Annotated in this window: 20 protein-coding genes and 4 pseudogenes; 21 read left to right on the forward strand and 3 right to left on the reverse strand. The window is 65.9% G+C overall.

The genetic code is table 11. The features are described from left to right. Positions 1-105 precede the first annotated feature (105 nt). From ACNJYB_RS13875 to ACNJYB_RS13895, 5 genes and pseudogenes are all read left to right on the forward strand, one after another. Entirely contained in the window at positions 106-2115 is a 2010-nt protein-coding gene (locus ACNJYB_RS13875; RefSeq protein ID WP_439374477.1) for a hydantoinase/oxoprolinase family protein, read from the forward strand. Continuing rightward, positions 2112-3690 (forward strand): annotated as a pseudogene (locus ACNJYB_RS13880) (hydantoinase B/oxoprolinase family protein). The gene ACNJYB_RS13875 and the pseudogene ACNJYB_RS13880 overlap by 4 nt, the downstream one beginning before the upstream one ends. A gap of 11 nt (positions 3691-3701) precedes the next feature. Continuing rightward, positions 3702-4997, forward strand: a complete 1296-nt coding sequence (locus ACNJYB_RS13885) for an aminotransferase class III-fold pyridoxal phosphate-dependent enzyme (RefSeq protein ID WP_439374478.1) — start codon at positions 3702-3704, stop codon at positions 4995-4997. 148 nt (positions 4998-5145) lie between these two features. Continuing rightward, the gene (locus ACNJYB_RS13890) at positions 5146-6078 is read left to right on the forward strand and encodes an N-carbamoyl-D-amino-acid hydrolase (RefSeq protein WP_439374479.1); all 933 of its coding nucleotides are present in this window, start codon (positions 5146-5148) and stop codon (positions 6076-6078) included. 5 nt (positions 6079-6083) lie between these two features. Next, positions 6084-6743, forward strand: coding sequence for a flavin reductase family protein (locus ACNJYB_RS13895; RefSeq protein ID WP_439374480.1), 660 nt, complete (start codon positions 6084-6086; stop codon positions 6741-6743). Here the strand turns inward: ACNJYB_RS13895 and ACNJYB_RS13900 are convergent. Then, on the reverse strand, positions 6740-7402 hold the full coding sequence (locus ACNJYB_RS13900; protein ID WP_439375549.1) for an aspartate/glutamate racemase family protein: 663 nt from the start codon (positions 7400-7402) through the stop codon (positions 6740-6742). The two genes, ACNJYB_RS13895 and ACNJYB_RS13900, sit on opposite strands and share 4 nt — an antisense overlap. 56 nt (positions 7403-7458) lie before the next feature. Here ACNJYB_RS13900 and hydA point away from each other — a divergent pair, with 56 nt between their 5' ends. The 15 genes and pseudogenes from hydA (at position 7459) to ACNJYB_RS13975 (ending at position 24327) form a co-directional block, all read left to right on the forward strand. Continuing rightward, a complete protein-coding gene (hydA, locus tag ACNJYB_RS13905) occupies positions 7459-8928 on the forward strand; it encodes a dihydropyrimidinase (RefSeq protein WP_439374481.1) in 1470 nt (489 codons plus the stop codon). 16 nt (positions 8929-8944) lie between these two features. Then, positions 8945-9919, forward strand: a complete 975-nt coding sequence (locus ACNJYB_RS13910) for an NAD-dependent epimerase/dehydratase family protein (RefSeq protein WP_439374482.1) — start codon at positions 8945-8947, stop codon at positions 9917-9919. A gap of 1 nt (position 9920) precedes the next feature. Next, a complete protein-coding gene (locus tag ACNJYB_RS13915; protein WP_439374483.1) occupies positions 9921-10670 on the forward strand; it encodes an SDR family oxidoreductase in 750 nt (249 codons plus the stop codon). Further along, positions 10667-12103: an NAD(P)-binding domain-containing protein gene (locus ACNJYB_RS13920; protein WP_439374484.1), complete on the forward strand. Its 1437-nt coding sequence runs from the start codon at positions 10667-10669 to the stop codon at positions 12101-12103. The genes ACNJYB_RS13915 and ACNJYB_RS13920 overlap by 4 nt, the downstream gene beginning before the upstream one ends. A gap of 119 nt (positions 12104-12222) precedes the next feature. Next, the gene (locus tag ACNJYB_RS13925) at positions 12223-13842 is read left to right on the forward strand and encodes an ABC transporter substrate-binding protein (RefSeq protein WP_439374485.1); all 1620 of its coding nucleotides are present in this window, start codon (positions 12223-12225) and stop codon (positions 13840-13842) included. Positions 13843-13870: 28 nt separating this feature from the next. Beyond that, complete coding sequence (locus ACNJYB_RS13930) at positions 13871-14905, forward strand: ABC transporter permease (RefSeq protein WP_439374486.1); 1035 nt, start codon at positions 13871-13873, stop codon at positions 14903-14905. Further along, entirely contained in the window at positions 14902-15750 is an 849-nt protein-coding gene (locus tag ACNJYB_RS13935) for an ABC transporter permease (RefSeq protein WP_439374487.1), read from the forward strand. The genes ACNJYB_RS13930 and ACNJYB_RS13935 overlap by 4 nt, the downstream gene beginning before the upstream one ends. Beyond that, a pseudogene (locus ACNJYB_RS13940) lies at positions 15747-16109 on the forward strand (ATP-binding cassette domain-containing protein); the annotation flags it as partial. The gene ACNJYB_RS13935 and the pseudogene ACNJYB_RS13940, both read left to right, overlap by 4 nt. 65 nt (positions 16110-16174) lie before the next feature. Continuing rightward, positions 16175-17197 (forward strand): IS110 family transposase, encoded by a 1023-nt coding sequence (locus ACNJYB_RS13945; protein WP_439368201.1) that lies wholly within the window; start codon positions 16175-16177, stop codon positions 17195-17197. 193 nt (positions 17198-17390) lie between these two features. Continuing rightward, positions 17391-18707: pseudogene (locus tag ACNJYB_RS13950) on the forward strand (ATP-binding cassette domain-containing protein); the annotation flags it as partial. A gap of 147 nt (positions 18708-18854) precedes the next feature. Further along, entirely contained in the window at positions 18855-20459 is a 1605-nt protein-coding gene (locus tag ACNJYB_RS13955; RefSeq protein ID WP_439374488.1) for an ABC transporter substrate-binding protein, read from the forward strand. A gap of 17 nt (positions 20460-20476) precedes the next feature. Next, on the forward strand, positions 20477-21418 hold the full coding sequence (locus ACNJYB_RS13960) for an ABC transporter permease (RefSeq protein ID WP_439374489.1): 942 nt from the start codon (positions 20477-20479) through the stop codon (positions 21416-21418). Then, positions 21415-22338: an ABC transporter permease gene (locus ACNJYB_RS13965; RefSeq protein ID WP_439374490.1), complete on the forward strand. Its 924-nt coding sequence runs from the start codon at positions 21415-21417 to the stop codon at positions 22336-22338. The genes ACNJYB_RS13960 and ACNJYB_RS13965 overlap by 4 nt, the downstream gene beginning before the upstream one ends. Positions 22339-22357: 19 nt before the next feature. After that, positions 22358-23347, forward strand: coding sequence for an ABC transporter ATP-binding protein (locus tag ACNJYB_RS13970; RefSeq protein WP_439374491.1), 990 nt, complete (start codon positions 22358-22360; stop codon positions 23345-23347). Further along, complete coding sequence (locus ACNJYB_RS13975; protein ID WP_439374492.1) at positions 23344-24327, forward strand: ABC transporter ATP-binding protein; 984 nt, start codon at positions 23344-23346, stop codon at positions 24325-24327. Before ACNJYB_RS13970 ends, ACNJYB_RS13975 begins: the two co-directional genes overlap by 4 nt. Here the strand turns inward: ACNJYB_RS13975 and ACNJYB_RS13980 are convergent. Next, positions 24300-24971 (reverse strand): aminotransferase class III-fold pyridoxal phosphate-dependent enzyme, encoded by a 672-nt coding sequence (locus ACNJYB_RS13980; RefSeq protein WP_439375819.1) that lies wholly within the window; start codon positions 24969-24971, stop codon positions 24300-24302. The genes ACNJYB_RS13975 and ACNJYB_RS13980 overlap by 28 nt on opposite strands. On the opposite strand from ACNJYB_RS13980, the pseudogene ACNJYB_RS13985 reads away from it, so the two are divergent. Next, positions 24925-25044 (forward strand): annotated as a pseudogene (locus tag ACNJYB_RS13985) (ABC transporter ATP-binding protein); the annotation flags it as partial. The gene ACNJYB_RS13980 and the pseudogene ACNJYB_RS13985 overlap by 47 nt on opposite strands. Here the strand turns inward: ACNJYB_RS13985 and ACNJYB_RS13990 are convergent. Continuing rightward, positions 25045-26595 carry a glucosamine inositolphosphorylceramide transferase family protein gene (locus ACNJYB_RS13990; RefSeq protein WP_439374493.1) on the reverse strand — a complete coding sequence of 517 codons (1551 nt, stop codon included), beginning with the start codon at positions 26593-26595 and terminating at the stop codon, positions 25045-25047. It abuts the pseudogene before it with no gap. Between the last annotated feature and the right edge of the window lies 1 nt (position 26596).

Genomic DNA, 26596 nt, shown 5'->3' on the forward strand with positions numbered 1-26596 from the left:
CATCACAGGGGATGCATGATGAGCGATCTCGGTTTGGTATTGGTCTGCGATGGACGGCAAGGACTCGGGTCCGGCTCGGACGTCACGCGTAGCTGACCCCTGCACATGAGCTCTTCCGAACATCACTGGGAGGTCGGCACCGATATCGGTGGTACCTTCACCGATATCATCGCGATCCGGCGCGACTCCGCCGAGGCGCGGATCGCCAAGGTGCCGTCGCGCCCCGACGCGCCCGCGCAGGCGATGCTGGAGGCCATCGAGGCGGTGGGCTTGCGCAAGAGCGAGGTCAAGCGCTTCGTCCACGGCACCACGCGCGTCACCAACGCCATTGTCGAGGGGCGGTTGCCGAAAGTGGCGCTGGTCGCGACCGAGGGCTTTGCCGATGTGCTGGAGATCGCGCGCTATCGCCGCCGCGATCTCTACCGGCTCGACATTCCGCCGAAATCGCCGCCGCTGGTGCCGCCCGAACGATGCTTTGGGCTCGCCGAGCGCATCGATCACGAAGGCGGGGTGCTGAAGGCGCTGGACGAAGCGGAGATCGAGCGTCTGGTGGCTTGGCTGAAAGAGACCGGCGTGCAAAGCGTGGCCGTGGCCTTGCTTCACGCCTATGCCAATCCTGTGCATGAAAAGATGCTGGGCGAGCGTCTCAGGGGTGTCGTCGCCCACGTCTCGCTCTCCCACGAGGTCAATCCCGAGGCGCGCGAATACGAGCGGACCTCGGCCACGGTGTTCAATGCGGCGGCGATGCCGATCGCCGTGGAATATCTCAGCGAGCTCGAACAGCGGCTGCCGATCGGGCCCGGCCTGCAGGTGTTTCATTCCGCCGGCGCCATGATCCCGATTTCCGCCGTGAAGCGGCGGCCGCTGGTGATGGCGATGTCGGGGCCGGCGGCCGGCGTCTCGGCATCGGTGAGCATCGCGCGCCAGCTCGGCGCCTCGCGCATGCTGACCTTCGACATGGGCGGCACCACGACGGACGTCTGCCTGATCGTGGACGGCCAGGCCGAGATGGCGGACGGCCGCATGCTCGGCGACAAGCCGCTGCGCCAGCCGATGCTGGCGGTTCATTCCATCGGCGCCGGCGGCGGCTCGATCGTCCGCAACGGTCCCGGCGGCCTCACAGTCGGGCCCGAGAGTGCCGGCTCCGAGCCGGGGCCGGCCTGCTACGGCCGCGGCGGCACGGAGCCGACCATCACCGATGCCAACGCCGTGCTCGGCTATCTCAATCCCGAAACGAAGCTTGGCGACCGTATCGGGATCGACGTCGAATCCGCCAAGCGCGTCATTGAGCCGATCGCGCAGGCGCTGAGCCTCAGCCTGACCGAAACGGCGCTCGGCATCATCAAGGTCGCCAACGCGACCATGGCCCGCGCGCTCCGCCGCGTCACGGTCGAACGCGGCATCGACGGGCGCGACTGCACGCTGCTCGCTTTCGGCGGCGGCGGCCCGATGCATGCCGCGGGTCTCGCCGATCTCTACGGGATTGCGCAGGTGGTGGTCCCGAGCGCGTCGAGTGCGTTCTCCGCGCTGGGCTGCCTCACGGCCGATTTCAGTTTCCTCCAGCAGCAGACGCTGCGCGCCGCCCTCGACGGCATCGATCTCGCGCGCGTGTCGGAGCGGATCACCGCGCTGATTGACGATGCCTCCGCGCCGCTGATCGCCAATGGCGTTTCGGCGGCGGAGATCCAGGTCGAGCTGGTAGCCTTGATGCGCTACGCCGCGCAGAACGATGCCATCCCGGTATCCTTCACGCTGCCGCTCGACGTCGCACAGTTGAAGAAGGACTTCCTGGCGCGGCACCATGAGATGTTCGGCTATGCGACCGGCGAGCCATGCGTCATCGAGTCCGTGCGGGTGCAGGCCCGCCGCCCGTCGACGACCGTCGTCAGCCGGCCGGCGACGGCGGCGAGGGCGGCCTCGTCCGGCAGGCGGACCTGCTCGTTCGATGGTTTCCACGAGATCGCGACAGCGATCGTCGACCGCGCCTCGCTGGTGGAGACCGTCAGCGGCCCGGCCATCATCGAAGACGCGTGGTCGACGGTGGTGGTGCCGCCGGGCTGGCAGGCGAAGCAAGACGAGGCCGGCAATCTGTTCCTGACACGGAGGGCGGCATGAAGCTCGATCCGTTCGTCGTCGAAGTCATCAGGCATGGGCTCTCCGCCGCGGCCGAAGAGATGAGCCTGGTGATGACGCGCTCGGCGCGCTCGCCGCTGCTGCGCGAAGCGGGCGATCTCTCGTCTGCGATCACCGACGGCCATGGCGGGCTGGTCGGGCAGGGCCGCGACATTCCGATCCATCTCGGTGCGATGGCTTACACCATCCCTGAATTGCTGAAGGTGATGCCGCGCGAAAACCTGAACGACGGCGACGTTGTGATCTACAATGTCGGTGCGCTCGGCGGCAACCATCTCAACGACGTCAAGGTCGTGCGGCCTGTCTTCGTCGAGGGTGAGATCGTCGCGTTCGCGATCAGCCTCGCGCACTGGCCCGACATCGGTGGCACCTGGCCCGGCAGCTATTTCGCAAAAGCCGTCGACACCTTCCAGGAGGCGATGCGAATTCCGCCGGTGCTGATCGCAACCTCGGCCGGCGTCAACACCCCGATCGTGCAGCTGCTCAAGGCCAACGTCCGCGACCCCGAGTCCTGCGAGGGCGATCTCCTGGCGCAGATCGCGGCGACCAAGGCCGGTGAGAAGCGCATCGTCGAGCTCTGCCGCGAGCACGGCAAGGCAGTCTTCATGGCGACGCAGTCGCGCCTGCACGATCTCTCGGAGATCGAGATGCGGGAAGCGCTTCGCGCGCTGCCTGATGGCGTCTACGAGGGCGAAGACCATCTCGACGACGGCAGCGCGAACAACGCGCCGGCGCGGATCCACGTCAAGATCACGATTCGCGGCGACGAGGCGACGTTCGATCTGTCCGGAAGCTGCGACCGCGTCTCGAATTTCTGCAACACGACGCCGTTCATGGCGCGCTCGGCGGTCGCCTACGCCGCACGCATCATGAGCGGGCGCGACATGAACCAGAACGCCGGCGCGCTCCGGCCTCTGACCATCATCACGCGCCCGGGCTCGATCCTGGAGCCGGGCTGGAACGCTTCCGTTGCCGCCGGCAACCACGAGACGTCGATGCGCATCGTCGATGCGATCTTTCGCGCGATGCAGGACACGATTCCGGAGCGCCTGTCCGCGGGGGGCGCGACCACCGCGGGCGTGCTGTTCTTCGCCGAGCCGCGGCCGAACGGGTCCTGGAAGATGCTGTACGAGGTCCATGGCGGCGGCGAAGGCGCGGCACGATCGCGCCGGCACCTCGGCGACGCGGGTGCATCTGTCCAACACCTCGAACACGCCGGTCGAGGTGATCGAGGCGAATTACGCGATCCGGCTCGAGCAGCAGGCCATTCGCCGGAATTCCGGCGGCGCGGGCGCGCATCGCGGCGGTGACGGCTCGGTCCGCACCTACCGCATCCTCGCGCCCTCGATGCATCTCACCACCTGCATCGAGCGTATGGTGATGGCGCCCTGGGGCATGCAGGGCGGCGAGTCCGGCAAGGCCTGCCGCATCTCGCTGGTCAGGCAAGGCGCGAACGTCGCGATCGACGGCAAGTCGAACCTGGTGTTGCAGCAAGGCGATCTCGTCACGATCGAGATGTGCGGCGGCGGCGGTTACGGCCCCGCGGCGGCGAAGTGAGGGGATCCGCGATGAGCAGATTGTTGCGAACCGGTTTGAATGCGGGCGATAGCGCGCCGATGGCCGTGGTCGGCGGCGAGGGCGTCTACTTTCACCTGTCCGATGGCCGCAAGCTGATCGACGGCAGCAACACCGGCGGCGGTCTCGGCCATCGTCACCCCGCGATGGTCGAGGCGATCCGCCGTGCAGCCGACACGCCCGTCGTCAACGAGGGGTGGACCTGGGTCGGCCGCGAACAGGCCGCCGACGATCTGATGGCGACGGCCTTCAAGGGCGAAGAGGACTGGGTCGGCGCGGTGCGCTTCTGCATCAGCGGCAGCGAAGCCAACGACATGGCGCTGTCGCTCTGCCAGGCGCTGACGCAGCGTTCCGCGCTGGCGACGCGCGAGCGCGCCTATCACGGCATCACCGGCCTGTCGCGCAGCATGACGGTGCAGCCGCAATGGCACGGTGGCCTTGCGGTGCACGCGGGCGGCTCAAAACTGCCGGCGCCGATGGCGCCGGTGCGGATCCTGCCGGCGCCGGATGGCGCGATCTATGGCGGGCCGGCCAACAACACCCCGCCGAGCGAATATCTCGCCGATGCCACGCGGCTGCTGTCGGACACCGCTGCAACCATCATCGACTACACGCAAGGCGGCATCTACTACGACGCCGTCTATCAGGACGAGGTGGCGCGCTGTGCGCGGCAAGCCGGCTCGTACTGGATCGCGGACGAGGTCGTCACCGGCGCAGGTCGCGCGGGCCGCTGGTTCGCCTTCCAGGGCGCGCAGAGCCGCCCCGATATCGTGACGCTGGGAAAGTCGCTCGGCGGCGGCGCGGCGGCGGTGGCCGCGGTTGTGGTATCCAAGGACATCGTCGAGCGGCTCAAGGGCACGAGCTGGCAGAACTACGGCACTCTGCGCGGTCATCCCATCAGCATGGCCGCCGTCAGCGCATACTTGAAGGTCGTTAGTGACGACGGGATTCTGGAGCACGTGCAAAACGTGGAGAAGCTGTTCGCCCGCCGCCTGCTGGCGATCGCGCAAAAGCATCCGAGCGTGCAGCGCGTGGCCGGGCAGGGGCTGCACTGGACGGTGGAGCTGCACGGTCCGGACTGGCGTACCTGGCATGCCGACACCACCGAGGTGCCGATCGCCTCGCGCGTCGCGGAGCGGGCGCTGGAGGCCGGCGCGGTGATCGGCACCAGCGGCGAGCAGACTTCGCTTTTCCTGGCACCGCCGCTGGTGATCTCCGAGTGCGAGGCGGACCTTCTTCTGGATGCGCTCGACCATGGCCTCGACATTGCCGATGCGGAGCACGGCTGATGCGCGCTATGCAATGCACACCATGCCGCCTCGCTGGTGCCCGGCTGGAAATTCCGGGCCATGCTGCGTTAAGCTGCGTGCGCCGACACGCTCCTGAAACTGCGATCCCCAATCTCGTCAAGAAACTCAAGAAATCAGGAACTCGCTGATGCGTATCGTCAATGTCGCCGCCGCCCAGATGGGCCCGATCCAGAAAGCCGACAGCCGCGAGGCCGTGGTCAAGCGCATGATTGCGCTGATGGACGAGGCCAAGAGCAAGAGTGCCGACCTCATCGTCTATCCCGAGCTGGCGCTGACGACGTTCTTCCCGCGCTGGTATGTCGAGGATCGCGCCGAGTTCGACATCTGGTTCGAGCGCGAGATGCCGAACGCGGCGACGAGGCCGTTGTTCGAACGCGCGGCGCAGCACGGGATGGCGATGAATTTCGGCTATGCCGAGCTGACGCCGGACGGCCACCATTTCAACACCGCGATCCTGACCAACAAGGCCGGCAAGATCGTCGGCAAATACCGCAAGGTCCATCTCCCGGGCCATGTCGACTACGATACCAGGCGCTCGCACCAGCACCTGGAGAAGCGCTATTTCGAGCCGGGCGATCTCGGCTTCAAGGTCTGGCGCGAGCTTGGCGGCATCATCGGCATGGCGATCTGCAACGATCGCCGCTGGCCCGAGACCTATCGCGTGATGGGCCTGCAGGGCGTCGAGATGGTGCTGATCGGCTACAACACGCCGTCCGTGAATGCGGAGAAGAGCGAGGAGGGCGTCGAGAAGCGCCTGTTCCACAACCGCCTCTCGGTGCAGGCCGGCGCCTATCAGAACGCGACCTGGGTCGTCGCGGTCGCCAAGGCCGGCGTCGAGGATGGTCACCCGCTGTTCGGCGGCAGCCTGATCGTCGATCCCGATGGCGAGATCGTCGCCGAAGCCAGGACCGAGGACGACGAGGTTCTGGTTCACGCCTGCGACCTCGATGCGACCACCTTCGGCAAGACCACGATCTTCGATTTCGCCCGGCACCGCCGCATCGAGCATTACGGCCTGATCACCAGTCAGACCGGCGCGGTGCCGCCGCCGGAGAAGTGACGCCGATGGCGGACAAAGGCATCTCCCTGCGTGAGCTCGACCCACGCGATCGCTACAAGCTGCTCTGCGGCGTGGTGGTGCCGCGGCCGATCGCGCTGGTGACGACGCTGGACGAGAATGGTGCCGTCAATGCCGCACCGTTCAGCTTCTTCAACGTGTTCTCGGAAAGCCCGGCGTTGATCGTGCTCGGGCTCCAGCACAAGCCGGATCACTCGCCGAAGGACACGACCCGCAACATCCGTCGCGACGGCGAGTTCGTGGTGCACATGGTGGACGAGGCGCTGTCGGTCGCGATGAACGACTGCGCCGTCGATTTTCCCTCCGGCGACAGCGAGGTCGCCGCGACCGGGCTGGCGACGCTTCCCTCGGTCGATGTAAAGGTGCCGCGCCTTGCTGCTGCGCCCTTTGCGCTGGAGTGCCGGCGTCATGTCGTGCTGAACTTCTCGCCGGACCGCGAGCTCCTGGTCGGCGAGGTGCTCCGGGTGCACGCCCGCGAGGGTCTCGTCGATGAAGCCAATATGTACGTCGATCTCGACGCCTACCGTCCGATCGGCCGCATGTTCGGCAACCTCTACACCACGCAGCGGGACACGTTTGCGCTTGTCCGCGAGAGCCATGCGCAATGGCTCGCGCGCCAGGACGCCAAAGAGCTGAAGGACGCCTAGTGGGCCGAGAACTGCACCGTACCCAGCGCCATGGTGACGGCCGCCTGTGTCGGGTCGATCACGGGAATGCGCAGCGCCTCTTCGAGCGGGCGGCGGTGGCGCGCCATGCCGGCACAGCCCATCACGATGGCGCGGGCGCCGTCCTCGTCGCGCAGCGCGCGGCCGATTTCGATCATCCTGGCGAGCGTGCCTTCGCCGGACGCCGTCTCGGCGACGCTCATGTTCAGCGGCCGCTCGCCGGCGAGGCGGTCGGTCAGGCCCATCTGCCTGAGATAGCGAATGTGACGCGGAATCGAGCGCTGGGCAATGGCGATAACACCGAAGGTCTCCGCGCGGGCCAGCGCCGTCAGCACGCCGCACTCGGCGATGCCGAACACGGGGCGGTCGGTGCCTTCGCGGCAGACCTGAAGCCCGGGATCGCTGTAGCAGGCGATCACGAAGGCGGCAAAACTGTTGTCGCTTTCGACCAGCTTTCGCAGCGGCATCGCAACGCTGTCGACGTCCGCCTGGCTTTCGATGCCGAACGGACCCTCGGCCAGCGTCTGGCAGACCACCTCCGGCCCGCCCTCGAAACCGAGCGGCTTCAGCGCGTCCTCCAGCCCCTGCGTAACCGCAGGATTGGAGTTCGGATTGATGACGAGAATGCGCGCCCGGGACATCATGGTCTTCCTGCGAAATTACGAGTACGTACCTCGAGCCTATCACGGAGTGCCTCATGACTGAACCCGCTTACGATCTGATCATCCGCGGCGGCCGCGTCGCCACCACCACCGACGTCTTCGAGGCCGACGTCGCCATATCAGGCGAGACCATCGCAGCGATCGGCCGCGGGCTTCCCCCCGCCAAGCGCGAGATCGACGCGCGCGGCAAGCTGGTGCTGCCCGGCGGCGTCGACAGCCACGCCCATATCGAGCAGCTATCGGCCGCCGGCATCATGAACGCCGACACGTTCGAGAGCGCGACGGTCTCTGCCGCGTTCGGCGGCACCACCACGGTGATCCCGTTCGCCGCCCAGCATGTCGGCATGAAGCTGCCGCAGGTGGTGGAGGACTATCACGCGCTGGCGAAGAAGGGCGCGGTGATCGACTACGCCTTTCACATGATCATCGCGGATGCGACCAGGGAGACGGTCGAGGAGCACGTTCCGGCGCTGGTGAAGCAGGGCCATGCCTCGATCAAGATCTTCATGACCTACGACCGGCTCAAGGTCGACGACGAGCCGCTGCTCGACATCCTGCTCGCCGCGCGCCAGTCGGGCGCGATGCTGTGCGCCCATGCCGAGAACCACGGCATCATCGCCTGGATGGTGAAGCGGCTGCTGTCACGCGGCTACACCTTGCCGAAATACCATGCCGTCAGCCACGCCCGCGTGTCGGAGGCGGAAGCCTTCACGCGGCTGATCGGCATGGCGGCGCTGATCGACCAGCCGATCATGATCTTCCATGTCTCGACCGCCGAAGGCGCCAAGGTGATCCGCGACTCGCGCGGACAGGGCTTGAAGGTCTTTGCGGAAACCTGTCCGCAATATCTGTTCTTGACCGCCAACGATCTCGACAAGCCCGGCGCCGAAGGCGCCAAGTGGATGTGCAGCCCGCCGCCGCGGACGCATGCCGACCAGGAGGCGCTGTGGCAGGCGCTCTCGCTGGGCGATCTCCAGACCATCTCGTCGGATCATGCCCCCTATCGCTACGACGAGACCGGCAAGCTGCGCGCCGGCCCCAATCCGAACTTCAAGCAGGTCGCGAACGGCCTGCCGGGACTAGAGCTGCGGCTGCCGCTGCTCTTCGATGCGATGGTCTCGAAGGGCCGCTTGGGCCTGGAGAAATTCGTCGAGCTCACCGCGACAGCGCCCGCAAAGATCTACAATCTGCATCCGCGCAAGGGCTCGATCGCCGTCGGTGCCGACGCCGACATCGCGATCTGGGATCCCGACCGCGAGACCGTGATTGCCGACGAGATGATGCACGATCTCGCCGGCTACACGCCGTTCGCGGGCCGCAAGCTGAAGGGCTGGCCGGTGTCGGTGCTCTCGCGCGGCCGCGTGATCGTCGAGGGCAACAAGTGTCTCGCAAGCGCGGGTAGCGGAAAATTCCTGGCGCGCAGCGGCGGCGAGGCGGCGAAGCCGACGGGCCGGCTGGTGGCGGACATGGATCCGGAACGGAATTTCGGGGCAAAACTGCTGTGATGTTGGATCGCGTGCGATGAAGATCGTCGTCTTCGGCGGCACCGGCTTTGTCGGCCTCAATCTTGCCGAGGTGCTGCTTGCGCGCGGCCATGAGGTGACGCTGTATGATCGTGCGCCGCTGCCTGCAGCTGCGCATCGATCCCTGGGCGAGTATCGCGAGCGGCTGAGGGTCGTTCAGGGCGACATCACCGACGCGGAAGGCATCGACACCCTCATTGCCGGGGGCTCCGACGCAATCGTGCTAGGCGCCGCGGTCACCGCTGGCGATGACCTCGAACGGGCATCGCCAGCGCGCGTTCTCGAGATCAACGTCATGGCCCAGATCCCGATCCTGCAAGCGGCGATCCGGCATGGTGTTCGCCGGGTCGTCAATCTGTCCTCCGCATCGGCCTATGGCGCTGCGGGCCGGCGGGCCCCGGCCCTGGAAGAGGAAACGCCCTGCGATCCCGTCTCGTTCTATGCCATCAGCAAGTTCACCTCGGAGCGATCGGTGGCGCGGCACGCCGAGCTTTTTGGCGGTGATTTCCTGAGCGTGCGCTTAAGTGCCGTCTTCGGTCCATGGGAGCGGCCCGGCTCGGTGCGCGATACGCCGAGCGTCCAGTTCCAGATTCTGGCCGCGTTCGCGCGCGGCGAACCGGCGCTCCTCCCTGCACCAGGCATCAAGGATTGGACCTACGCGCCGGACGCTGCCGAAGCGGTGGCGGTGCTGATCGAGGCCGAGCGGCCGCGCCACCGGCTCTACAACATCTCCAGCGGCACGGCCTGGTCTGCACTGCAATGGGGCGAGGCGTTTGCGGCCCTGCATCCCGGGCTGGAGTGCCGGCTTGCCTCTCCCGGAGAGAAGACTGTCATCAAGCTTCACGGCGGGGATCGTGCACCGATGTCGATCAAGCGGATGGCCGACGAGTTCGGCTGGCGCGCCCGGTTCGGCTGCGCGGAGTCGGCCGCTGCGATGAGCGCCTGGTGGATGCAGCACAAGGAGGGGATCTGACATGCGGCTGCAGGGGCGCACCGCCATCATCACCGGAGCGGGCTCGGGCATCGGCCGGGCCAGTGCCAAGCTGTTCGCGGAAGAGGGCGCGCGCCTTGCTCTGGTCGACCGTGATGCTGCTGGTCTTGAGGAAACGCTGAGCCTGGTCGGCGCGGCAACGACGCATGTCGGCGACGTCGGTGATGCCGCCTTCGCCGAAGTCGTTGTTAGCGACGTCGTGGCGCAGCATGGCCGGCTCGATATCCTCATGACCGCTGCCGGCTTCTCCGTCGGCGGTACGGTGCTGACCACGAGCGTGGAAGACTGGGACGCCGTGTTCCGCGCCAATGTCGGCGGCACCTGGCTGTGGGCACGGGCCGCCGTGCCTCACATGCAGCGGCAGAACAGCGGTTCGATCATCACGCTGGCGTCGCAGCTTGCGATGGCCGGCGGCAAGGGTAACAGCGCCTACATCGCCGCCAAGGGCGCGATCATCAGCCTGACGCGGACGATGGCGGTGGACTTCGCCACCGACGGCATTCGCGTCAATGCGATTGCGCCCGGCGCGATCGATACGCCGATGCTTCGCCGCAGCTTTGCCCGTCACGCCAATTCAGAAGAAGTGCGCGAAGCCTCCCGCAACCGCCACGCCATGAAGCGGTTCGGTGCTGCGGAAGAGATCGCGCAGACGGCACTGCATCTCGCAAGCGATGCCTCTTCGTTCACGACCGGCACCGTCATGGTGGTCGACGGAGGCTGGCTCGCGTCATGAGTGACGGGCTGACCAAGCTTGAAGCGGACGTCCGCGCCGATCTGGCGATGATCGCGCATCCCGGCGCCGCGTGGCTCGAGCCGAAGACGGGGCCGGACGGCAAGCCCGCGCTGGACGTGCTCATCATCGGCGCCGGCCAGTCCGGCATCGCCATCGGCTTCGGCCTGATGCGCTCCCGCGTCAGCAACATCCTGCTGCTCGACAAGGCCGAGGAGGGGAAGGAGGGCCCGTGGCTCACCTATGCCCGCATGCCGACGCTGCGCAGCCCGAAGGACTACACCGGCCCGGATCTCGATATCCCCAGCCTGACCTACCAGTCCTGGCACGAGGCCCGCTTCGGCAAGGACAGCTGGCAACAGCTCGGCCTGATCGAGCGAGAGCATTGGGCCGAGTATCTGCTCTGGCTGCGGCGCACGATCGGCTTGCCGGTGCGCAACGCCTGCGAACTTCTGGAGATCGCGCCGGCGTCCGACGGCCTGCTCGCCGCGCGCGTGGAGCGGGCATGGGAAGTCGAGACCCTTTACGCCCGCAAGATCGTGCTGGCGACAGGGCAGGAGGGCATGGGCGGCTGGATGATCCCGCAGCAGCTGGCGCATCTGCCAGCGGGTTCGGTCGCAACCGTTGCCGACGACATCGCTTTCGAAAGCCTGCGCGGCAAGCGCGTCGCCGTGATCGGTGCCGGCGCATCCGCCTTCGACAATGCGGCAACCGCGCTGGAGGCGGGGGCCGCCGAGGTGCACCTGCTGTGCCGCCGCGCAGAGATCCAGGTGATCCAGCCCTATCGGTGGCTGACGTTTCGCGGGTTCCTGCGTCATCTCAGCGACCTCGACGACGCCTGGCGCTGGCGCTTCATGCGAAAAATCCTCGAAATGCGCGAGGGATTTCCGCAACCGACCTACGACCGCTGCGCGCGTCATGCCAACTTCACATTGCATGAGGGCGCTCCGGTCGAAGCGGCGCGGAAGACCGAGCACGGCATTGCATTGCAGACGCCGCGCGGAACCATTACCACCGATTTCGTCATCTGCGGCACCGGCATCGACATGAACGTTGCCGGCCGCGGCGAGCTCTCCAATTTCGCCGGCAACATCGCCACCTGGGCCGACCGCTACCACCCGCCCGAGGACGAACGCAACGAACGGCTCGGGCGCTTTCCCTATCTCGCCGACGACTATGCCTTCACCGAGCGCGTGCCGGGAAAGACGCCCTGGATCGCCGACATCCATCTCTTTGCCATCGCCTCGACCATGAGCTTCGGTCCATCGGGATCATCGATCAACGCGATGACGACGGCGGTTCCGAAAATGATCCACGGCCTGACGCGCGGCCTGTTCCGCTCCGATATCGCGCGTCACTGGGCCTCGCTCGGCGCCTATGACGTGCCGCAGGCCGTGGTCACGCGGCCGGCGCGAAAAACCGAGGAAACGCTGTGATCATCCATGCGCCGCCGCGACGATGCGTCCTCAAAAACGCCCCATGAGACTGGCGCGCAACTTGCTTCTTTCTTAACCTGCCTTGCTGGCGTTCTCGTTCGAAATTCAGGGAAAAACCAATGCGTTTTGTGTCTTTCAGGCCGGCGACCTCAGTCCTTGCTGCCACTGCGCTGTTGCTCATCGCCACCGCGCCGTCGCAGGCGCAAACCAGGGCGGAGACATTGCGCTATGTGACGGGCGCATCCGTCAACACGCTCGATCCCAACATCCCCGGTTCGACCCGCGAGTCCTTCGCGCTGAGCATGAGCACCTATGACCGCCTGGTCGCGTTCGGCCGCAAGCAGCTCAATGGCAAATGGGTGTTCGATCTCGACACGATCACGGGCGAGCTCGCCGAATCCTACGAGGTCAGCCCCGACGGCCTGAAGCTCACCTTCCGCCTGCGCAAGGATGCAAAATTCCAGGACGGCTCGCCCGTCACGGCCGATGACGTCAAATGGTCGCTCGATCGCTGCGTCACCGCGCCGATCCTCGGCAAGGCGCAGCTGCTGACGGGCTCGTTGACGTCGGCCGATCAGTTCAAGGTGATCGATCCGCTCACCATCGAGGTGACGCTGCCAAAACCGGACAAGCTCGCGCTGCCGAACCTTGCCACTGTCTACCCGATGATCATCAACTCGAAAGTGGCAAAGGAGCACGCGACCGCTGACGATCCCTGGGCAACGGCCTGGCTGAAGGAGCACACTGCCGGCAGCGGCGCTTACGTGATCGAGAGCTTCAAGCCGGGCGAGCAGGTGATCGTCAAGCGCAACGAGGACTGGAACCGCGGCTCGGCCAGCAAGCCGGCCTTCTTCAAGCGCGTCATCGTGCAATCGGTGCCGGAGCCGGCCACCCGCGCCAACCTGGTCGAGCGCGGCGATGCCGATCTCGTGCTCGATCTCCAGGCCAGCGACGTGCAGTCGCTGGAAGCCAAGGGCAAGCTCAAGGTGATCTCGACGCCGCAGTACAATTCGATCACCTTCGTCTCGATGAACAACCAGATCCCGCCGTTCGACAACGTCAATGTCCGGCGCGCCATCGCTTACGCGCTGCCCTATGACGATATGTTCAAGGCCGCCTTGTTCGGCCGCGGTTCGCCGCTGTTCGGCGCGAACTGGCCAGACGGCAAGCCGGCAACCGGAATCTACCCCTTCCAGCAGCCGGTGAAGCTCGACCTCGACAAGGCGAGGGAATATCTGAAGGCCGCAGGTCTCCCCGAGGGCTTCTCGACCACATTCAGCTTCAACGTCGGCCAGGCCTCGACGGCGGAGCCGATGGCGGCTCTGGTCAAGGAATCGCTCGGCAAGATCGGGATCAAGGTCGATATCCAGAAGCTGCCGGATGCGCAGATGTCGACGCAGATCAACGAGAAGAAGCTTCCCTTCTACACCGAAGGCATCGTCGCCTGGCTGCCGTCGACCGATTACTTCTACCGCAACTTCTACACCGGCAATCAGCGCTGGAACTACTCTTCGATCAACAACCCGGATCTTGCCGCGATTGCGCAGGAAGCCCGCTTCGAGCCTGACAAGGCCAAGTACGAGGAAGCCGGCCGCAAGCTCAACGCGATGCACTTTGAACTGATGCCGCAGATCATGCTGTGGCAGCCGAACCAGGACGCCGTCATGGCGCCGTCGATCGAAGGCTACACCTATGAGTTCCATCGCCAGGTCGACTATCGCGACGTCAGCCGCAAGTGATATCGGAAAGCGAGGGAGGCTCTGAAAGGTGACGACCGGTCTTGGCGCAACCATGGTGCGGGCGGGCAGGCGGCTGTTGTCGTCGCTGCCGGCGCTGTTCGGTGTGCTCGTCTTCACCTTTCTTTTGATGCGCGTCCTGCCGGGGGATCCCGCGGTGTTCTTCGCCTCGGGGCCCAATGCGGGCAAGGAGGAGATCGAGCTGATCCGCAAGCAGATGGGGCTCGATAAATCGGTGCCGGAGCAACTCGTGTTCTATCTCTCCGACATCGGCCACGGCAATCTCGGCCGCTCCATGATGACCGGCCAGCCGGTGCTGAAGGATCTGCGCGAGCGCCTGCCGGCCTCCCTGGAGCTCACCTTCACCGCGCTGCTGATCGCGCTGATTGCGGCGGTGCCGCTCGGCGTCATCGCGGCGCTGCGGCCGGGGTCGATCATCGATCACGGCGTGCGGCTGTTCTGCGCGCTCGGCGTCTGCGTGCCGACCTTCGTCTCGGGCCTGCTCTTGATCTACGTCTTCTACTATCTGCTCGGGCTCGCGCCTGATCCCACGGGGCGGATCGACGTCTTCACCTCGCTGCCGCCGCAGCGCACCGGCTTTCTCTCCATCGACTTCCTGCTTGCCGGCGACTTCGAGGGCTGGTGGGCGGCCTGCAAGCAGCTGATCCTGCCGGCGGTGAGCATGGCGCTGTTCGTAATCGCGCCGCTGGCGCGGATCACGCGCGCCTCGATGCTGGTGTCGCTCGGCAGCGATTTCGTGCGCACCGCGCGCTCGGTCGGATTGTCCTGGCGCAAGGTTGTCGTCACCTATGCGCTGCGGAATGCGATCCTGCCCGTCATCACCATCGCCGGCATCGTGTTCTCGACCATGCTGGGTGCCAACGTGCTGGTGGAGAAGGTGTTCTCCTGGCCGGGCGTGGCCTCCTACGCGCTCGATGCGCTGCTGTCGTCCGACTATGCGCCGGTGCAGGGTTTCGTGCTGCTGATGGCGAGCCTGTTCGTGCTGGTCAATCTCGTGGTCGACATCTGCTACGGCATCGCCGATCCCAGGGTGTCGATCGAATGACCAGCGCAACCCTTCGCCACTCGGTCTGGATCCTGCGCGGCAACCCGCTCACGGCGGTGGCTGCGGCCGGGGTGACGGTGTTCGTCCTGCTCGCGATCTTCGGCCCCTGGATCGTGCCCTATGATCCCGTGGTCTCCAACGTTTCGGAGGCCCTGCAGCCGCCGAGCGCGGCGCATCTCGCCGGCACCGACCAGCTCGGCCGCGACGTGTTCAGCCGTCTCATCGTCGCGGCACGGCTCGATCTCGCCATTGCGGTCTCCGCAGTCGGGATCTCCTTCCTGATCGGCGCCGTCGTCGGCTCGTTCTGCGGTTATGCCGGCGGCAAGCTGGACCGCGCCGTCGGCCGCTTCGTCGACGTGATGATGGCCTTTCCGCTGTTCGTGCTGGCGATGGCCATGGTCGCAGCGCTGGGCAACCGGATCGAGAACATCGTGGTCGCAACCGCGATCATCAATCTTCCCTTCTACATCCGCTTCGCTCGCGCCGAGGTGAATGTGCGTCGCAATGTCGGGTGGGTCGAGGCCGCGCGCGCATGCGGCGAGAGCCATTTCTCGGTGGTGCTGCGCTTCCTGCTGCCGAACATCCTGCCGGCGATGGCGGTGCAGATCTCGCTCAATCTCGGTTGGGCCATTCTCAATGCCGCAGGCCTGTCCTTCATCGGCCTCGGCGTCAAGCCGCCAACGCCGGAATGGGGCATCATGGTCGCGGAGGGCGCGCGTTTCATCTCGACCGGGCAGTGGTGGCTGGTCGCCTTTCCGGGCCTTGCGCTGATGATGGCCGTGCTGTGCTTCAATCTGCTCGGGGACGGGATGCGGGACATTCTCGATCCCCGGATGCGCACATGAGCGAGGAACTGCTCAGGATCGAGGACCTCCACGTCTCGTTCTCGACGCGGCGTGGCATGGTCGAGGCCGTGCGCGGCGTTTCGCTCAACCTTGGGGCCGGCGAGATGCTCGGCCTCGTCGGCGAGAGCGGCTCGGGCAAGTCGGTGACCGGCTTTGCGACGACGCGGCTGCTCGATGCCGCCGGCCGCGTCACCGCCGGAAAAATCCTGTTCCGCGGGCAGGACGTGACGAAGCTTGGGGGAGACGACCTCCGTCATCTCCAGGGCGCCGCGATGTCGATGATCTTCCAGAACCCGCGGTCGGCGCTGAACCCGATCCGCGCGATCGGCCTGCAGATCGCGGACGCGATCCTCACCCACATGGCCTAATCGCACGCGCGAGACTGAGGCAGAATGTTCTCCTCAGTGCAAAAGAGGAGCATGTGATGACGCTTTATGTTGGTTTGGACGTATCGCAAAAGGAAACGGAGATTTGTGTCATCGACGGTGACGGTCGGCGCACTTGGCGGGGCAAATGCTCCTCGGAACCGGAGTGCATCGCAATGGCGCTGCGCGAGCACGCTCCAGACGCAGTTCGGGTCGGCATGGAAACCGGGCCGCTGGCGATCTGGCTTTGGCATGGGCTGCGCGCTGTCGACGTTCCAATCGACTGCATCCACGCGCGCCATGTCGCGGCGGCGCTCTCGCTACAAGTTAACAAGACGGACGTGAACGATGCATTTGGGATCGCGCAAGTGGTGCGCTCCGGTTGGTACCGGCCCGTCGCCATCAAGAGCCTGCAGAGCTGTCGTATCCGAGCCCTGCTCTCAGCCAGAAGCGAACTCGTTGCGATTCGTACGACGCTTTACAATCAAATTCGTGGTCTACTGAAGACCTTCGGCGTGGTGCTCGCAGCCGGTAAGGGCGGAACGTTCGAGCGCGCAGTGCTCACGCGATGTCCGGCGGACCCCTTGATCCGAAGCGCCATTGACGCGCTGCTTGAGGCTTGGCGTGTTGCGGGAGAGCGCAGGCAGAGGCTCGATTCGCAACTTCTACGTCTCGCGCGCTCCCATGAGGCCTGCCAGCGCATGATAACGATCCCCGGTGTAGGCGCGATTACTGCATTGACGTTCACGACGGCCATCGACGATCCTAACCGCTTCTCCCGATCCACCGATGTCGGAGCGTTTCTCGGCCTGACACCTCGGCGCTATCAATCCGGCGAGGTCGATATCTCTGGCCGGATATCCAAGTCAGGCGACCGCATGGCCCGAAGCCTTCTGTTCGAGGCGGCCAACGCGCTCATGACGCGCGTGCGCAAAGATAGTGCACTCCGCCGTTGGGGGCAGCAATTGATGGCTCGGATCGGGTCGCGAAAGGCGAAGGTCGCCGTGGCGCGCAAACTCTCCATCATCCTGCATCGTATCTGGCTGGATGGCACGGAGTTCGCAGCTGCGCCGGCTACCTGAGCCTAGCTAGCTAAGCCAATATCTCTGTAGATCGTCCTGGAAGGACGCTGGCTGGATTATCCCGTAACTTCTTGGGCGGCTTCAGACCGCGGGAATCACATGGGGAGATCCACTGGCGAGGGCCATGATGAGGCGGCACATTCTTCCGACCTCGAAGACGACAAGGTCCGGTACCCAGGGCAGTTGACAGCGATTAGACGACAAGCGGATATCGAAGGACGCGGCGCGGGCCGAGGCGCTCGAATTGTTGCGGGCCGTCCAGATCCGTGATCCCGAGGCGCGGATGAATGCCTATCCGCACGAGCTTTCGGGGGGCATGTGCCAGCGCGTCATGATCGCGATCGCGATCTCCTGCAATCCCGCGCTCCTGATCGCGGACGAGCCGACCACCGGCCTCGACGTCACCACCCAGAAGGTGGTGATGGATCTCCTCGCGGACATCGCCGCCGCGCGTGGCATGGCGACGATCCTGATCACGCACGACCTCGGCCTCGCGGCCCGCTATTGCCGCCGCATCGCCGTGATGGAGCGCGGCCGCATCGTCGAGGAGGCGAGCCCGAGGACTCTCTTCAGCGCGCCGCAGCACGCCTATACGAAGCGCCTGGTTGCGGCGTCGCCGACCGCGACGTCCCGGATCGAGGATCTCGTGACGGAGGAGGAGCGGGAGCGTTACGCGACTGTCCTCAGCGCGCCGAGGCGGGAGCCCGCACCCGGCACGCCGCCGCTGCTCGAAGTGCGCAAGCTGGCAAAACGTTTCGACCAGGGCTCCGCGGCGGTTGCCGATTTCTCGATGACGATGGCCGGCGGCGAGAGTGTCGGTCTCGTCGGCGAATCCGGTTCCGGCAAGAGCACGACGTCCCGCATGATCTGCCGTCTGATCGATCCGAGCGATGGGGACATCGTGTTCGACGGACAGTCGATCGGGCATGTCGCCTCGCGCGACTTTCACCGTTCGCCCTTGCGCAAAGACATCCAGATGGTGTTCCAGGACCCGAACGAGAGCCTCAATCCGCGCTTCACTGCCTTCGATTGCATCGCCCATCCCTTGATGCGGCTCGAGGGCCTGCGGGCGGGCGATGCGTTGCGGCGGCGGGTCGAGGAATGCGCCGAGCGCGTCGGGCTGCCGCTCGATCTCTTGGCGCGCTTTCCGCACCAGCTCTCCGGCGGTCAGAAGGCCCGCGTCGGCATTGCCCGTGCCATCGCCTGCAGGCCGCGCCTGCTCGTGCTGGACGAGCCGACCGCTGCGCTCGACGTCTCGGTGCAGGCGGTTGTGCTGCAGCTGCTCGATCGCCTCAGGCGCGAAAACGACATTGCGCTGCTGTTCGTCAGCCACGATCTCAACGTCGTGCGCATGCTGTGCGACCGCACCATCGTGCTGCGCAATGGCGGCATCGTGGAGCAGGGGGAGAGCCGGGCGCTGTTCGATAATCCGAAGACCGACTACACCCGCAAGCTGGTCGAGGCGATCCCGCATATCGAGACCGGCGCGGTGCTGGCGGCTGCTCTTTAAGGCCGGCCAAGTCAACGTGGGCCGGTCAAGATGAGATCCCGCTGGCGAAGGCGCATTTAGTGGCATACCATTTGCTTGCAATTGGGCTCGGTTTCACTTGCCCTTGGCCAATGAACAGCTGGCATCGGGCACTATCGGGAGGACTTCATGGATCGCAGGACGGTATTGAAGGGACTGGCTGGCGCGGGCGGTCTGGCATTGACGGGCGGCCTCTCGGCCCCGGCGATCGCCCAGGGCGCGGCGGCCCGCACCCTGCGATTCGTGCCGCAGGCCAATCTCGCCAATTTCGACCCGATCTGGGGCACGCAATACGTCGTGCGCAACGCGGCCGCGATGGTCTGGGACACGCTCTACGGCATCGATTCCTCGTTTCAGCCGCAGCGGCAGATGGTCGAGTCCGAGGAAGTGACGGATGACGGTACGACCTGGACGTTCAAGCTGCGCCCGGGCCTCAAATTCCACGACGGCGAGCCGGTGCTGAGCAAGGACGTCGTGGCGAGCCTCACCCGCTGGGCGGCGCGCGATCCGATGGGCCTGATGATCAAGGCCCTCCAGCAGGAGCTGACGGCCGTCGACGACCGTACCTTCAAATGGGTGCTGAAGCAGCCTTACCCGAAGATGCTCTACGCGCTGGGCAAGAACAATTCGCCATGCGCCTTCATCATGCCCGAGCGCATCGCGCAGACCGATCCGTTCAAGCAGATCTCTGAATATGTCGGCTCCGGTCCGCTGAAGTTCGCCAAGAGCGAGTGGGTCCCCGGCGCCAAGGCCGTGTTCGAGAAATTCGCGGACTATTCGCCGCGGCAGGAGAAGCCGTCCTGGCTCGCCGGCGGCAAGCAGGTGATGATCGATCGGATCGAGTGGGTGATCATGCCCGATCCGGCAACCGCAGCAGCCGCGTTGCAGAACGGCGAGATCGACTGGTGGGAGAATCCGATCGCGGATCTCGTTCCGGTTCTGAAGAAGAACAAGAACATCAACGTCGATATCGGCGATCCGCTCGGCAATGTCGGCTCGTTCCGCATGAACTTCCTCCATCCGCCCTTCAACGACGTCAAGGCGCGGCGTGCGGTGCTGATGGCGCTGAGCCAGGAAGACTACATGCGCGCGATCGTCGGCGACGACAATTCGCTGTGGAAGCCGCTGCCCGGCTACTTCACGCCGGATACGCCGCTCTACACCGAGGTGGGTGGCGAGATTCTGAAGGGCAAGCGCGATCTGGACGCCGCCAAGAAGCTGCTCGCGGAGAGCGGCTATTCCGGCCAGCCGGTGACGTGTCTCGTCGCACAGGATCAGCCGATCACGAAGGCGATGGGCGACGTGACCGCCGACCTGCTCAAGAAGCTCGGCATGAATGTCGACTTCGTCGCGACCGATTGGGGCACGGTCGGCTCCCGCCGCGCGCAGAAGACACCGCCCGGACAGGGCGGCTGGAACATGTTCCACACCTGGCATGCGGGCGCCGATTGCGTCAATCCGGCTCCCTACACCGCCATTCGCGCCAATGGCGACAAGGCCTGGTTCGGCTGGCCGACCAGCGCGGCGACCGAAAAGGAGGTCACGTCGTGGTTCGAGGCCAAGAACCTCGACGAGGAGAAGGCCGCCATCGGCCGTCTCAACAAGGCGGCGCTGGATGACGTCGTGTACGCGCCGACCGGCTTCTTCCTGAGCTACACCGCGTGGCGCAAGAACGTCTCCGGCGTGACCAAGGGGCCGTTGCCCTGGTTCTGGGGCGTGTCGAAGTCCGCTTGATCGTGCGCTGAGGCCAGATGCTCTCCTACATCCTCCGTCGCATCGTCGCGACCTTGCCGGTCATGGCAATCGTCGCGCTGTTCGTGTTCAGCCTGCTTTACATTGCGCCGGGTGATCCGGCCGTGGTGATCGCGGGCGATCAGGCAAGCCCGGAGGATGTGGAACGCATCCGCCAGAGCCTCGGCCTCGACCGGCCCTTCCTGATCCAGTTCGGAAGCTGGGTCTGGCGCATCCTGCACGGCGATCTCGGCACCTCGATTTTCACCAATCTGCCGGTCTCGGCGATGATCGGGCAGCGTCTCGGACCGACGCTGTCGCTGATGATCGTCACGCTGCTGCTCACGATCGTGGTGGCGGTGCCGCTCGGCGTGGTGGCGGCGTGGAAGGCCGGCAGCCTGATCGACCGGATCATCATGGGCTTTGCCGTATTCGGCTTCTCGCTGCCCGTCTTCGTGGTCGGCTACATGCTCGCCTACATCTTCGCGCTGGAACTCGAATGGCTTCCGGTGCAGGGCTATACGCCGCTCACACAAGGCTTCTGGCCGTGGCTGGAGAACCTGATCCTGCCCGCGGTCGCGCTCGGCTGCGTCTACATCGCGCTGGTCGCGCGCATCACCCGCGCCGCCATGCTCGAAGTCCTTCAGCAGGACTACATCCGCACTGCCAAGGCCAAGGGCCTCGGGCAGGGCGGCATCCTGTTCATTCATGCGCTGAAGAACGCTGCGGTGCCGATCGTGACCGTGATCGGGATCGGCATCGCGCTGCTGATCGGCGGCGCGGTCGTCACCGAGAGCGTGTTCGCGATTCCCGGCCTCGGCCGGCTCACGATCGACGCGATCCTGCGACGCGACTATCCGGTCATCCAGGGCATCGTGCTGCTGTTCAGCTTCGTCTACGTCCTCGTCAATCTGATGATCGACGTCACCTATACGCTCGTTGACCCGAGGATCCGCTATTGACCGACACCACCGTCAACCCGCAATCGCTTCCGGCCGGCCTCGTCCTTGCACCGCAACTGCCGGACATCCTACGGCCGGTCAAGATCCGGCGCGGCTTCATCGGCCTGTTGCGCGGCCATCCGACGGTCGCGATCGGCGGCGCGCTGCTGCTGACCCTGGTGCTGATCGCGATCTTCGCGCCCTATCTCGGCACGGTCGACCCGACCGCGCTTGCGCCCGCCAAGCGGACGCGGGCGCCGTCGGGCGATTTCTGGTTCGGCACCGACGTGCTCGGCCGCGACATCTATTCACGCGTGCTGTTTGGCGCGCGGGTCTCGCTCACGGTCGGCCTGTCGGTCGCGATCTTCGCATCCGCGGCGGGGCTCGCGATCGGCATGATCTCGGGTTTCATCCGCTGGGCCGACGGCATCCTGATGCGCTTCATGGATGGCCTGATGTCGATACCGCCGATCCTGCTGGCGATCGCGCTGATGGCCTTGACGCGCGGCAGCGTCGGCAACGTGGTCCTCGCGATCACCATCGCCGAGATCCCGCGCGTCTCGCGCCTCGTGCGCAGCGTCGTGCTGTCGCTGCGCGAGCAGCCCTATGTGGACGCGGCGGTCGCCTGCGGCACGCGCACGCCGATGATCATCCTGCGCCACATCCTGCCCAACACGGTTGCGCCGATGCTGGTGCAGGCGACCTATATCTGCGCCAGCGCGATGATCACCGAGGCCATCCTGTCCTTCATCGGCGCCGGCACGCCGCCCACGATTCCGTCCTGGGGTAACATCATGGCCGAAGGCCGCGCGCTGTGGCAGGTCAAGCCCTACATCGTGTTCTTCCCGGCGGCGTTCCTGTCCGTCACCGTGCTCGCCGTGAATCTGCTCGGCGACGGCCTTCGCGATGCGCTCGATCCGCGCATGGCCAAGAGCCTGTGAGAGTGCGGGGCTGATCACAATGGCATTGCTCGAAGTCGAGAACCTCCAGACCCATTTCCGCACCCCCGGCGGCATCAACCGCGCGGTGGACGGCGTGTCCTTCCATGTCAACGAGGGCGAGACGCTCGCCATCGTCGGCGAGTCCGGTTGCGGCAAGTCGGTGACCTCGATGTCGCTGATGCGGCTGGTCCCGGAGCCGCCGGGCCGGATCGCAGGCAGCATCCGCTTTGCCGGCAAGGATCTCCTGAAGCTGTCGGACCGCGAGATGCGCGCGATCCGCGGCAACGACATCTCAATGATCTTCCAGGAGCCGATGACCAGCCTCAATCCGGTGCTGACCGTCGGCCGCCAGATCCGCGAGACCTTGATGATCCATCAGGGCCTCGACAACCAGGCCGCCGAGGCGCACGCGATCGAGATGCTGACGCTGGTCGGCATTCCCGAGCCGAAGCGGCGCGTGCGCGAATATCCGCACCAGCTCTCCGGCGGCATGCGCCAGCGCGTGATGATCGCGGTGGCGCTGGCCTGCAATCCAAAACTCCTGATCGCGGACGAGCCGACCACGGCGCTCGACGTGACCATTCAGGCGCAGATCCTCAAGCTGATGCTGGATCTCAAGCGCCGGGTCGGCGCCGCCATCATCCTGATCACCCACGATCTCGGCGTCGTCGCCGAGATCGCCGAGCGCGTCATGGTGATGTATGCCGGCCGCAAGGTCGAGGAGGCGCCGGTCGCCGAGCTGTTCCGCTCGCCGCGCCATCCCTATACGCAGGGCCTGCTCGGCGCGGTGCCCAAGCTCGGCTCCTCGCTCGCCGGCACGGCGACACGCCTCGCCGAGATTCCGGGGCAGGTGCCTGATCTGCGCAAGCCGATCACCGGCTGCGTCTTTGCCGGGCGCTGCGCGCTCGCGACCGATCTCTGCCGCCAACATGCGCCGGGGCTGGAAGAGAAGGGCCCGCGCCACATCGCGGCCTGTCACTACGCTGCCAAGGGAGCGATCGCGGCATGAGTCCTCCGCTGCTCCAGGTCAACGACCTCAAGAAGCATTTTCCGATCAACAAGGGCCTGTTCAACCGCAAGTCCGAATTCGTCTATGCCGTTGACGGCGTGTCGTTCGAGATCGCGCGCGGCGAGACCTTGTCGCTTGTCGGCGAGTCCGGCTGCGGCAAGTCGACGGTCGGCCGCGCCATCCTGCGCCTGTTCGAGATCACCTCGGGCCAGGTCATCCTCGACGGTCAGCGCATCGACGATGCGCATCCGAGCACGATGCGCCAGATGCGCCGCCGCGTGCAGGTGGTGTTCCAGGACCCGTTCTCCAGCCTCAACCCGCGCATGCGCGTGCGCGATATCCTGGCCGAGCCGATCCGCAATTTCGGCCTCGCCAAGTCCAAGGAAGATCTCGAGGTTCGCGTCGCGGAGCTGATGGATACCGTGCGCCTGCCGCGCGAGGCCTTGAACCGCCGGCCCCATGAATTCTCCGGCGGCCAGCGCCAGCGCATCGGCATCGCGCGGGCGCTCGCGGCCGAGCCAGAGCTGATCGTGTGCGACGAGGCGGTCTCGGCGCTCGACGTCTCGGTCAAGGCGCAGGTCGTCAATCTGCTCCAGGACCTGCAGCAGAAATTCGGCCTGGCGCTGCTGTTCATCAGCCATGACCTCGCCATCGTCGAGCACATGACCCATCGCGTCGCGGTGATGTATCTCGGCAAGATCGTCGAGGTGGCGCCGCGCCGCGAGATCTTTGCCGCGCCGAGGCATCCCTACACCAAGGCGCTGCTCTCGGCGGTGCCGCTGCCCGAGCCCGGCGCCCAGCGCAATCCGATCATCCTCGGCGGCGACGTGCCGAGCCCGATCAATCCGCCGAAGGGATGCCGTTTTCACACCCGCTGCCCGTTCGTGTTCGACCGCTGCCGGACCGAGGAGCCGATGCTCCGCGCAGCCGGAGACGAGCAATGGGTGGCGTGTCACCTCGATGCGTTGCCGGCGGGATGAGACCCGGCGGCGCCACCAAGGCTGGAATGAGTCTTGGTTGAAACGATGCGCAGCCCGGACTCGATTCGCGGCTTCAGGTCGATCGCGGCGAGCGGCCCGATGTTGCGGATGTCGACGACGAGAGGGAGATCGCGCAGGCCATGCGCGTGGTTCTCCCACACCGGCGCGAGGCGGCAGGCGCGCTCGAACAGGCCGGAATCCTGGTACACATCGAGCGCGGCAAGACTCGCCGCGCAGGCCAGCGGATGCGCCGAATAGATGTAGCCGTGGAACAGCCCGATCGCGTTGTCCGGCCCCTGCGTCAGCGCGTCATGGACCTTGCCGCTGACGATGACGCCGCCCATCGGCACGGCGGCATTGGTCATGCCCCCCGCGGCATGCGGGATTTCGCCAGCACGCAGTGAATGCCCTTGTTGCCGTCGGCCAGCTGCGTCACGCCGCAGCGCAGCTCGATAGCCAGGACGGACGCGCACTTCCAGCACGTCGCCAGGCTCGGCGCCCTCGATGGATTGGCCCGGCGAGAAGGTGTGCGGTCCCGGACCACGGAAGGCACTTGCCAGCACCTCCGCATGTCCGGGAACGGTGTTAAAGCCGAGCGCGGCGGAGCCGTCGATGCTGCTGCTCGACGAGCCCGTCTCCGGCATGAACGCCTCGGAAACGCACCGGTTCGTCGAATTGATCCGCAGCATTCGCGACCGCGGCATCACGGCGTCGCTCTCACCTGTCTGCCACGAATCCCGCGCGGATCGAACGTCGCTCGCGCTCAGGCGAGGAATGCGCCCGTGACGGGACGAAAGCGCGCGTCTTGGGCTGAACGCGCGATCCGTCGATCACCTCGAGCCGGCCGCAGCGGTTCAGCGTGTGCAGCTTCCGGCCGGGCCATAACGGTCCGGGCTTGAGGGAGCGGCGGACGATCTGTTTGAACGTCGTCGGTGATAGTTCGATAATTTCCGCCAGCGCCAGCCCCGCGCCGTAGGCTTCGGCGCAGTCCTGCACCGGGCGCCACAATTTGCGATCGATGGTGACGAAGTTCCCTGCCGGTCGCGCGCTGGCGCGATCGATCATAACAGGGTTGCTGGCATGCGGCCGCCAGGGGCCGAGCAGGTGCTCGGCGTAGTAGATCGCAAGCGAATCCGAATAGCCGCCGGTGCCGTCGCGCCAGGCGCCGAACAGATAGGAGAGGCCGTTGTGCCGTGTGATCGTCGCATCGGCAAGCTCGAGGCCTGACAGCAGGGTCGCGTGCCGCTCCCACTTGTCCGGAAACCGCACGCATTTGTAGAGGGCGACGTCACCGTTGAGCGAGCTCTCCGGGATCATCCACAACTCGCCACCATCCTCGATCAGGAAGGGATAGGAGAGGTGCCAGGGCTCTTCGAGCACCGGCATGACCTCACCGATCGGCCCGCTGTCGCCGAATTCGATGGCCGAGATGATTCCCTTGCCGACGCGGTGATCGAGATCCTCGAAGAAGACGAATGTTCGTCCGCGCCAGGTGATGGGGAAGGGATCGGCGTAGAAATGGTTTCCGGGATCGCCGAGCACGTTCCAGCCGGGGCCTGAGAGATCTCCCGTCTGCCAGACGCCTGCATCGTCGTTGAAGCGCCACCCGACGTGCCAGTGTGGGGCGTAGCAGCAGAGGCGATAGATCTCCTTGGCGATCGACATGGCGAGGCCGCGGGCGACGTAACCAGCCGGGCCGCGCTGGCTCGTCGTCGTGGCGGGATGGGCAAGCTGCGGCACGATTCGGGGCCGTCCCGACAGGATCGCGGTCACCATGGTCATGGTCCGCGCCATCAGGGTTTCGAGCGCGCCGCTGAGACCGGCCGCCATCTCGCCGGATGGGTGACCGCGATCGAGGATTGCTCCGTCGACCTCGTTGACGATCTCGATGACGGGCAGGTCGCCGGCGAGAATGGCGGCGAGTGCGGCGTTCTCGCCTGAGACTCCGTTGAACCGCGGACGGAGATATAGCCGGGCAGGACAGTTTGGGTCTCGCACTCCGCCCGTGAAATCGACGATCACGTCGGCCGTGCCGGTGCGAGTCTGTGTTCGCTCCGGAATGATCTTCAGCCTGGAGGCGGCGCCGTGTTTGCCCTTGTGCAGCACGATGCGTTCGAGCTCGAACAGCATGTCCAGACCTGCGAACCGCGGCTCTGCGGTCGCCGTCCAGGCGATTTGAACGGGAACGTCGCGCCCGTCGATCGACAGCGTCTCGCGGTCCATCCAACGCCGCGCATGCTCAATTTCACAGCGAAACTCGATGATCATG

Source organism: Bradyrhizobium sp. SMVTL-02, from assembly GCF_051853005.1.
In the GTDB taxonomy this organism is placed as follows: Bacteria; Pseudomonadota; Alphaproteobacteria; order Rhizobiales; family Xanthobacteraceae; genus Bradyrhizobium.

Excerpts from the sequence above, each read along its gene's own strand:
- ACNJYB_RS13900 (WP_439375549.1), bottom strand. The coding sequence starts at position 7,402 with ATGTCCCGGGCGCGCATTCTCGTCATCAATCCGAACTCCAATCCTGCG.
- ACNJYB_RS13970 (WP_439374491.1), top strand. The coding sequence starts at position 22,358 with ATGGCATTGCTCGAAGTCGAGAACCTCCAGACCCATTTCCGCACCCCC.
- ACNJYB_RS13925 (WP_439374485.1), top strand. The coding sequence starts at position 12,223 with ATGCGTTTTGTGTCTTTCAGGCCGGCGACCTCAGTCCTTGCTGCCACT.
- ACNJYB_RS13875 (WP_439374477.1), top strand. The coding sequence starts at position 106 with ATGAGCTCTTCCGAACATCACTGGGAGGTCGGCACCGATATCGGTGGT.
- ACNJYB_RS13955 (WP_439374488.1), top strand. The coding sequence starts at position 18,855 with ATGGATCGCAGGACGGTATTGAAGGGACTGGCTGGCGCGGGCGGTCTG.
- ACNJYB_RS13895 (WP_439374480.1), top strand. The coding sequence starts at position 6,084 with ATGGCGGACAAAGGCATCTCCCTGCGTGAGCTCGACCCACGCGATCGC.
- ACNJYB_RS13920 (WP_439374484.1), top strand. The coding sequence starts at position 10,667 with ATGAGTGACGGGCTGACCAAGCTTGAAGCGGACGTCCGCGCCGATCTG.
- ACNJYB_RS13980 (WP_439375819.1), bottom strand. The coding sequence starts at position 24,971 with ATGCCGGAGACGGGCTCGTCGAGCAGCAGCATCGACGGCTCCGCCGCG.
- hydA (WP_439374481.1), top strand. The coding sequence starts at position 7,459 with ATGACTGAACCCGCTTACGATCTGATCATCCGCGGCGGCCGCGTCGCC.
- ACNJYB_RS13915 (WP_439374483.1), top strand. The coding sequence starts at position 9,921 with ATGCGGCTGCAGGGGCGCACCGCCATCATCACCGGAGCGGGCTCGGGC.
- ACNJYB_RS13910 (WP_439374482.1), top strand. The coding sequence starts at position 8,945 with ATGAAGATCGTCGTCTTCGGCGGCACCGGCTTTGTCGGCCTCAATCTT.
- ACNJYB_RS13975 (WP_439374492.1), top strand. The coding sequence starts at position 23,344 with ATGAGTCCTCCGCTGCTCCAGGTCAACGACCTCAAGAAGCATTTTCCG.
- ACNJYB_RS13935 (WP_439374487.1), top strand. The coding sequence starts at position 14,902 with ATGACCAGCGCAACCCTTCGCCACTCGGTCTGGATCCTGCGCGGCAAC.
- ACNJYB_RS13890 (WP_439374479.1), top strand. The coding sequence starts at position 5,146 with ATGCGTATCGTCAATGTCGCCGCCGCCCAGATGGGCCCGATCCAGAAA.
- ACNJYB_RS13960 (WP_439374489.1), top strand. The coding sequence starts at position 20,477 with ATGCTCTCCTACATCCTCCGTCGCATCGTCGCGACCTTGCCGGTCATG.
- ACNJYB_RS13885 (WP_439374478.1), top strand. The coding sequence starts at position 3,702 with ATGAGCAGATTGTTGCGAACCGGTTTGAATGCGGGCGATAGCGCGCCG.
- ACNJYB_RS13990 (WP_439374493.1), bottom strand. The coding sequence starts at position 26,595 with ATGATCATCGAGTTTCGCTGTGAAATTGAGCATGCGCGGCGTTGGATG.
- ACNJYB_RS13945 (WP_439368201.1), top strand. The coding sequence starts at position 16,175 with ATGACGCTTTATGTTGGTTTGGACGTATCGCAAAAGGAAACGGAGATT.